This window comes from Streptomyces sp. NPDC002785 (genome assembly GCF_040295565.1).
GTDB lineage: Bacteria > Actinomycetota > Actinomycetes > Streptomycetales > Streptomycetaceae > Streptomyces.
On sequence record NZ_JBEOVN010000300.1, the window covers coordinates 1 to 6375 of the forward strand.

A 6375-nucleotide genomic window follows, 5' to 3' on the forward strand; every position below is an offset into this window, starting at 1 on the left:
CCGCGGTGACCCAGGCGAAAGGGACGCGTGCGTCGATCGCGCGTTGCAGCATCCACTTGAAGTGCTCGATCTTCGTGGCGAAGGGCACCTCGTCATCGATCCCGGCCGCCCGGCACCGTTCCCTGTCATCCGTCCAGGAGACGGGGATATACAGCTCGCGGTCGATCAAGGCCCGGCCCGCGGCGGAGGCGTAGGCCAGGAACGTGCCGATCTGGCAGTTCTCCGTGCGCCCGGCCGTTCCGGAGTACTGCCTCTGGACCCCGGCCGACTTCACGCCCTTCTTCAGGAAGCCGGTGTCGTCCCCGATCAGTACCGCGTCCTTGTTGCCGATCGTCTCGACGACGAAGTCGCGCACATCGTCACGGATCGCGTGCTCATCCCAGTCGGCGAAGTTCAGCAGCCGCTGGAAACCGTCCGGGCGACGCTGGCCGGCCTGCTCAGCCAGCGTCCACCCATTCTTCCTTTCCAGCGGCGCGAGCAACGTGGACAGGTAGTCCAACGCCCGCTCACGTGGCTCCGACCGGCCAAAACGTCCCGCAAACCGGGCATGAAGCCCGGCTATCCCATCGGACCAGTCCTCGATCTGCGCGACCGTCAGCGATTCATCACACAGACAGCCCAACGACCAAGACGACGACCCGTCACGCCACATGCGGTTGCAGTACTAGGGACGCAGGGCGCGCAGCAGCAGGTCGGCCAGGTGGTCGGCGACCTCCTGCTGGCTGAGCGGGCCATCAGGCCGGTACCAGGTGGACAGATGGTGGACCGAGCCGAAGTGGTAGTCGACGATCAGGTCCGCCGGGGTGGCCGTGGAGAACACTCCGCTCCGCTGACCCTCCTCCACCAGGGCCCGGAAGCGCTCGTGGTAGCGGCGCCGCTCCATACGTACCTGCTTGTTCTTCTCCGGGCTGAGGTGGTGCATGGACCGGAAGAAGATCGAGGCGTCGTCGAGGTTCTCGATGGTGGTGACGACCACATCCGCGGCGGCGTCGCGCAGTCGTTGTTCGACCGGGGCGTCGGCGTCGGCGAAGGCGTCGAGGCGCTCCTGCTGGAGCCGGAGCACCCGGGCGTAGACCTCCTGGAGGAGGTCCTCCTTGGAGCCGAAATAGTGGTAGAGCGCACCCTTGGTGACGCCTGCCGCCTCGACGATCTCCTGGACCGAGGTGCGGTCGTACCCCTGCTCGGCGAAGAGCCGGGTGGCGGCGACCAGCAGCCGCTGAGGGACGGGGGCAGTGTCCCCGTCCGTCGCCTTGGCCATAGCCGCCACCTTCCTTCCGTACCGTGCGTGAATCCGTGCTGTGCGTGAAACGGTCTTTCGAGGGGAACGCAGTTCCCGCCCGAGGATCTTCCCACTCGGCGTCTTCGGGAGTTCGCTCAGGATCTCGAGCAGGCGAGTGCCGGATTCCCGGGGCTGCGGGCGGCGGAGGCGCGGAAGGCGTGGACCGGGGTCCCGGCCGGGCCGACGGGGGCCCGCCGGGCCTCGCCGAGCAGGGAGATCCAGGGCTCGGCCGCGTAGCTGGACTCGGTCATGCGCCGGTCTCCTCCCACTTCTGCTGGAGATGGTTCATACTGCCGAGCCAGTGGTCGGTGTCCTTGGTGCGGGCCCGGTAGTACGCGGCCACCTCGGGGTGCGGCAAGACCAGGAAGCGGTCCTCGGCCATGGCGTCGAAGAGCGCGTCGGCGACCGCTCCGGGCTCGATGGCGCTGGGGGCGAGGATGAGCTCGCCGGCCGATCCTGCGGCGGTGAGCATGTCCGTACGCACGCCCTGCGGGCAGATCGCGTGGACCTTGATGCCGCGGTGGCGGTAGGTCAGTGAGAGCCATTCGGCGAAGGCGACGACTCCGTGCTTGGTGACGCTGTACGGTGCGGCACCGACCATCGTCAGCAGTCCGGCGGCGGAGGCGGTCGAGACGAAGCGGCCGCTGCCGCGCTCCAGCCAGTCCGGCAGCAGCGCCCTGGCCGCACGGACGTGGGCCATCACATTGACGTCCCAGGCCGCGGCCCAGACCTCTTCGTCCGCGAAGACGTCGCCGGGCGAGGCGAGGCCCGCGTTGGCGCAGTAGATGTCGACGGTGCCGTCCAGCGCGTCCCGGGCAGCGTCCACGGTCTGCGAGGCGTCACCGGCTACGGCGGTGCCACCGATCTCCTCGGCCAGCGGCTTGATCCTGGCCTCGTCGAGGTCGTTGACCACCACCCGCGCGCCTTCCGCGGCGAATCGGCGGGCCAGAGCGGCTCCGATGCCGCCCCCGGCCCCTGTGACCACTACGCCCGCGTTTTGCACCGTACTCATCGGGTCCCGCCTCTCTCAGCCGACTACTTCAGCAGACTAACCAGTCGGTATGTCGCAGTGGAAGGGGCTGACACCGCTCAGGCGACACTCCTGTCACAACTGTCGCGTCCGGCTCATTCCGTATGGCCTGAACGCGCGCTAGCGTGCGTGACCATGACAGTCGTCGCGATCATGGAGGTAGCTGAATGAGCCTGTCCAGACGTGGTTTGCTGGCCGCCGGCGGTGCGGTGGGAGCCCTCGCGGCGACGGCCGCCGGTACCGGGGTCGCGACCGCCGCTCCAGCGCCCGGCCAGGGGCAGGGCAACGGGCACGGCCGGGTCCGTACCGGCTTCGACCGGCTGGCGGCGGACGGCTACGCGCTGCTGAAGGGCCAGAAGGTCGGGGTCGTCACCAACCCCACCGGGATCACTTCCGACGTGCGCCACATCGTCGATGTGATGCACCCGGACGAGCGGGTGGACCTGATCGCCGTCTTCGGGCCCGAGCACGGTTTCCGCGGCACCGCGCAGGCGGGCGGTTCGGAGGGACGGTACGACGACCCGGCGACCGGACTCCCGGTCTACGACACGTACTTGAAGAGCGGGCAGCCGCTCGCCGATGTCTTCACCGCGTCCGGTGTGGACACGATCGTCTTCGACATCCAGGACGCGGGTGCCCGCTTCTACACATACATCTGGACGCTGTACGACTGCATGGAGGCGGCGGCTCTCGCGGGCAAGCGGTTCGTCGTCCTGGACCGGCCGAACCCGGTGACCGGGCGGGCGGCGCTCGGTCCTGTGCTCGCCCCGGCGTTCTCCTCGTTCGTGGGCCGTCGGGAGATCTCGCAGGCGCACGGCATGACGGTCACCGAGCTGGCGCTGCTCTTCAACGCGGAGTTCCTGGCCCAGCGGCCGGTGGACCTGCGCATCGTGAAGATGTCGGGGTGGAAGCGCTCGGACTTCTTCGACGCGACCGGGCTGCCCTGGGTGCCGCCGAGCCCCAATATGCCTACGCCGGACACGGCGCTGGTCTACTCGGGGACCTGCCTGTTCGAGGGAACGAACCTCTCCGAGGGGCGCGGCACGACCCGGCCGTTCGAACTGCTCGGCGCGGAGGGCATCGACCACCGGTGGGCGGCGGCCGCGAACGCGCTCGACCTGCCGGGGGTGGCCTTCCGCGAGGCGTACTTCGCGCCGACGTTCTCCAAGTTCCAGGGAAAGACGGTCGGCGGAGTGCAGTTGCACGTCCAGGACCGTGAGGTCTTCGATCCGGTCCGCACGGGGATCGCTCTGCTGGTGACGGCGAAGCAGACGTGGAACGGGTTCGCCTGGCGCTCGGACAACTGGATCGACAAGCTCACCGGCACGACCCGGGTCCGCACGCTGATCGATGCCGGGGCGGACACGGATGAGGTGGTGGGGGCGTGGGCGAAGGACCTCGCCGCGTTCCGGGCCGTGCGGAAGAGGTACCTCCAGTACCGGTGAGCCCGGGGGCGTCCGGGGGCCGGTTCTTCTGTCCTCAATCGCCGGACGGACTGGGCGCGTTCGCCGAACGGGCCTGATGGTTCCGGCCGGCAGGCCGAGCACCGGACGGGAGGGCAGATCAAGCCCGTCCGGCGCTCGACGACATCTCCCCGGCATTACCGGTGCGCCGGGAACTCCACCACCTGCTGGTACGTCGGGCGGTTCTGCCAGTGGATGGACTTCTGGGCGATCCCGCCCAGCGGCCGGTGGACGATCGAGTCCGTGCACCACTGCTCGCCGGCCTTGCACCCGTCATCACCCGGGTAGACCTCCGCGGCCGGCTCCGCCGCAGCCCGCTCCAGGGACGCCAGTGCGCCCCGCTCGGTCCGTGGCTGGCCGCCGGGGACTCGTCGGTGGCGAGGTTCGCGGTCAGCGCCCCGTACAGACCGTCGCCGAGGCCCGGCTTGAACTCGGCCTCGACCAGCTTCGGCCACCATGCGTCCATGATCCGTATCGCGTCGGCGTAGGTGTACGCATGCGATCCGGGGCTGCTCTCCTTGCGCTGCGATCCTGCCGCCCGCCAGGACTCCAACTGCTGGACGACGCCGTTCAGTTCCGGATCGGTGACCGGGCGGGATCGGATCACCTTCAGCAGTTCGGGCAGCAGCTGCTCGCCGCGCAGATCGGTGACGGCGGCCTGCGCCATGGCCCGGGTAAGGGAAGCACGGACTCGACCTGGTTCTCGGGGACGCCGAACGAGGCGTCGTTGAAGAAGTCGGTCAGCTTCTGGTCGGTGAGACCGGGGTGCCCGGCCACCAGGCCGTTGTATCGGTCGAGTTGGTCGTCGCTGTGGGCGGGGTGCGTACCGAATGCCTTGTTGCCGAGGATGTCGGCGAGCGTGGCGTTGCCGTTCCCGCCGGGCGGCAGGATGTCGTCGCACTGCCCGTGGCAGTAGTCGGTGACGGGTTCCGCTGCCGCGGCGCCGGACTGCGGCGAGACCGCCGGCAAGGTGGTGCCGAGTGCGAGAACCGCCGCGACGGCAGCGGCTCTGAACTTGACGGTGCGTAGGGGCATGCGCGCTCCTACGATCGGCCGATGCGCCGGAGGTTACTGGCGGTATGACCCGCCGGTAAGGTGAACAACAGTCACCTTTTCCGAATCATTACATGCCGCCCCATGCGGTCCGATGACGATGAGTCATCTCGCATGGTGGACGTCACCCTATTTCGATGGATCCGAATCGGGCAGCCGTACGTCCATTCCTTGACGCCGAAGTACGAGCGACGGAGGTGGCAGTGCAGTGGCCGGATTCCGGAGTCTTGCGCGACAGGTCCGCGACCCGCGGGGCGACCTGGCGCTGCGGCGGTATTCGCTGCGCAAGTGCCTGGAGAGGTTCGCCCCCTACGGGCATCGGGCGACCTGGGACCACCTGTGCGCCCGGCACGGGATCGAGGCCGAGGACCGGTCCCCCGATCCGGTGCGGCTGGTGCGCGCCCTGGACGAGCTGGAGGCGGCGCGGGCCGTCTGGCTCCGCTACGAGGCGGGGTTCGCCGAGCGCCGCAGGCGGGAGAAGCACGACGGGCTGCGCAGGCCCGGCGCGCTCGACGACTGGCACCGGCGCACCTGGGGCGGCCATGGGGTCGCCCGCTGCGAGGACCCGACGGTTCACCCCTCGGCGCCGCTCGCCGAGGTTCTCGGCCGGCTGATGGCCGCGCTGGAGTCGGAACCGGGCGCATCCTGCCCGGTGTGTGCGGGCACCGAGATCGCCTGGCGGCACGATCTGGAGAGCGAGCCGTGGTCGGGGCCGGTCTGCACGCGGTGCGGGATCGTGGTGCCGCGGCCGGCGCTCACACCGGGGGCACTGGCGAAGGCCCGGAGTGTACGGCGCCGGGATCTGGCGTCGGCGGCGTGACGGACAGCGAAGGCGCCCGGCGCGCCCGCCAGGTACCTGAGCGGCCGGGCCCCTGCTTCTACGGACAGTCGGCCGACCGGCGCTCCGGCATCAGGCGTGAGCCGCTGATCCGCTGACCGGAGATGTCGTCCGGGTTGGAGAGCACACAGTTCTCCAGCGACAGACAGCCACAGCCGATGCAGTCGGTGAGATGGTCCCGCAGCCGGCCCAACTGCTCGATGCGCTCGTCCAGTTCGGAGCGCCATGCCGCAGAGAGCCGCGCCCAGTCGTCACGGTTCGGGGTGCGCTCCTCCGGGAGTTCGGCGAGTGCGTCCCGGATGGTGGCGAGCGGGATTCCGACCCGCTGTGCCGCACGGACGAACGCGACCCTGCGCAGCGCATCCCTGGTGTACCGACGCTGGTTGCCGCTGGTGCGGCGGCTGCTGATCAGGCCCTTGGTCTCGTAGAAGTGCAGGGCCGAAACGGCGGCGCCGCTGCGTGCGGAGAGCTGGCCGACCGTGAGTTCATGGAGTGTCTGTGGGATCTGGGGCACCCCTCCAACCCTACTTGTCCGCCCCCGGCCGGTCCGTCGTTGACAGGAACGCACCCGCCAACCATGCTGAGCAAGCGCTTAGACCGACCGGCAAATGGGGGGTGGGAGAAGGAGCGGGGCTGGGTGCGTGCAGCTGCAAGGCGGAGGATTGAGGCATGGCGGAGCCATGGTGATTGACGACAACGCGGCAGATGTGCG

At 69.5% G+C, this 6375-nt stretch carries 8 protein-coding genes and 1 pseudogene; 2 read left to right on the top strand and 7 right to left on the bottom strand.

Annotated elements, in window-relative coordinates; translation table 11 throughout:
* The 4 genes from ABTZ94_RS35670 to ABTZ94_RS35685 form a co-directional block, all read right to left on the bottom strand.
* Positions 1–652, bottom strand: a 652-nt coding sequence (locus tag ABTZ94_RS35670) for an IS701 family transposase (RefSeq protein WP_502967363.1), incomplete at its 3' end; no start/stop codon positions are given.
* A gap of 12 nt (positions 653–664) precedes the next feature.
* Complete coding sequence (locus tag ABTZ94_RS35675) at positions 665–1258, bottom strand: TetR/AcrR family transcriptional regulator (RefSeq protein ID WP_351207304.1); 594 nt, start codon at positions 1256–1258, stop codon at positions 665–667.
* A gap of 116 nt (positions 1259–1374) precedes the next feature.
* On the bottom strand, positions 1375–1530 hold the full coding sequence (locus ABTZ94_RS35680; RefSeq protein ID WP_351207306.1) for a hypothetical protein: 156 nt from the start codon (positions 1528–1530) through the stop codon (positions 1375–1377).
* Positions 1527–2291, bottom strand: coding sequence for an SDR family oxidoreductase (locus ABTZ94_RS35685; RefSeq protein WP_351207308.1), 765 nt, complete (start codon positions 2289–2291; stop codon positions 1527–1529). Before ABTZ94_RS35685 ends, ABTZ94_RS35680 begins: the two co-directional genes overlap by 4 nt.
* Positions 2292–2476: 185 nt before the next feature.
* Here ABTZ94_RS35685 and ABTZ94_RS35690 point away from each other — a divergent pair, with 185 nt between their 5' ends.
* Positions 2477–3754: an exo-beta-N-acetylmuramidase NamZ family protein gene (locus tag ABTZ94_RS35690; RefSeq protein ID WP_351207310.1), complete on the top strand. Its 1278-nt coding sequence runs from the start codon at positions 2477–2479 to the stop codon at positions 3752–3754.
* A gap of 155 nt (positions 3755–3909) precedes the next feature.
* On the opposite strand, the pseudogene ABTZ94_RS35695 reads toward ABTZ94_RS35690, so the two are convergent.
* A pseudogene (locus ABTZ94_RS35695) lies at positions 3910–4490 on the bottom strand (penicillin acylase family protein); the annotation flags it as partial.
* On the bottom strand, positions 4382–4807 hold the full coding sequence (locus tag ABTZ94_RS35700) for a hypothetical protein (protein WP_351207316.1): 426 nt from the start codon (positions 4805–4807) through the stop codon (positions 4382–4384). The gene ABTZ94_RS35700 and the pseudogene ABTZ94_RS35695, both read right to left, overlap by 109 nt.
* 226 nt (positions 4808–5033) lie before the next feature.
* Between ABTZ94_RS35700 and ABTZ94_RS35705 the strand changes: the two genes are divergently transcribed.
* Entirely contained in the window at positions 5034–5645 is a 612-nt protein-coding gene (locus tag ABTZ94_RS35705; protein WP_351207312.1) for a hypothetical protein, read from the top strand.
* Positions 5646–5703: 58 nt separating this feature from the next.
* Here ABTZ94_RS35705 and soxR read toward each other — a convergent pair whose 3' ends face one another.
* Positions 5704–6177 (bottom strand): redox-sensitive transcriptional activator SoxR, encoded by a 474-nt coding sequence (gene soxR, locus ABTZ94_RS35710; RefSeq protein WP_351207314.1) that lies wholly within the window; start codon positions 6175–6177, stop codon positions 5704–5706.
* Between the last annotated feature and the right edge of the window lie 198 nt (positions 6178–6375).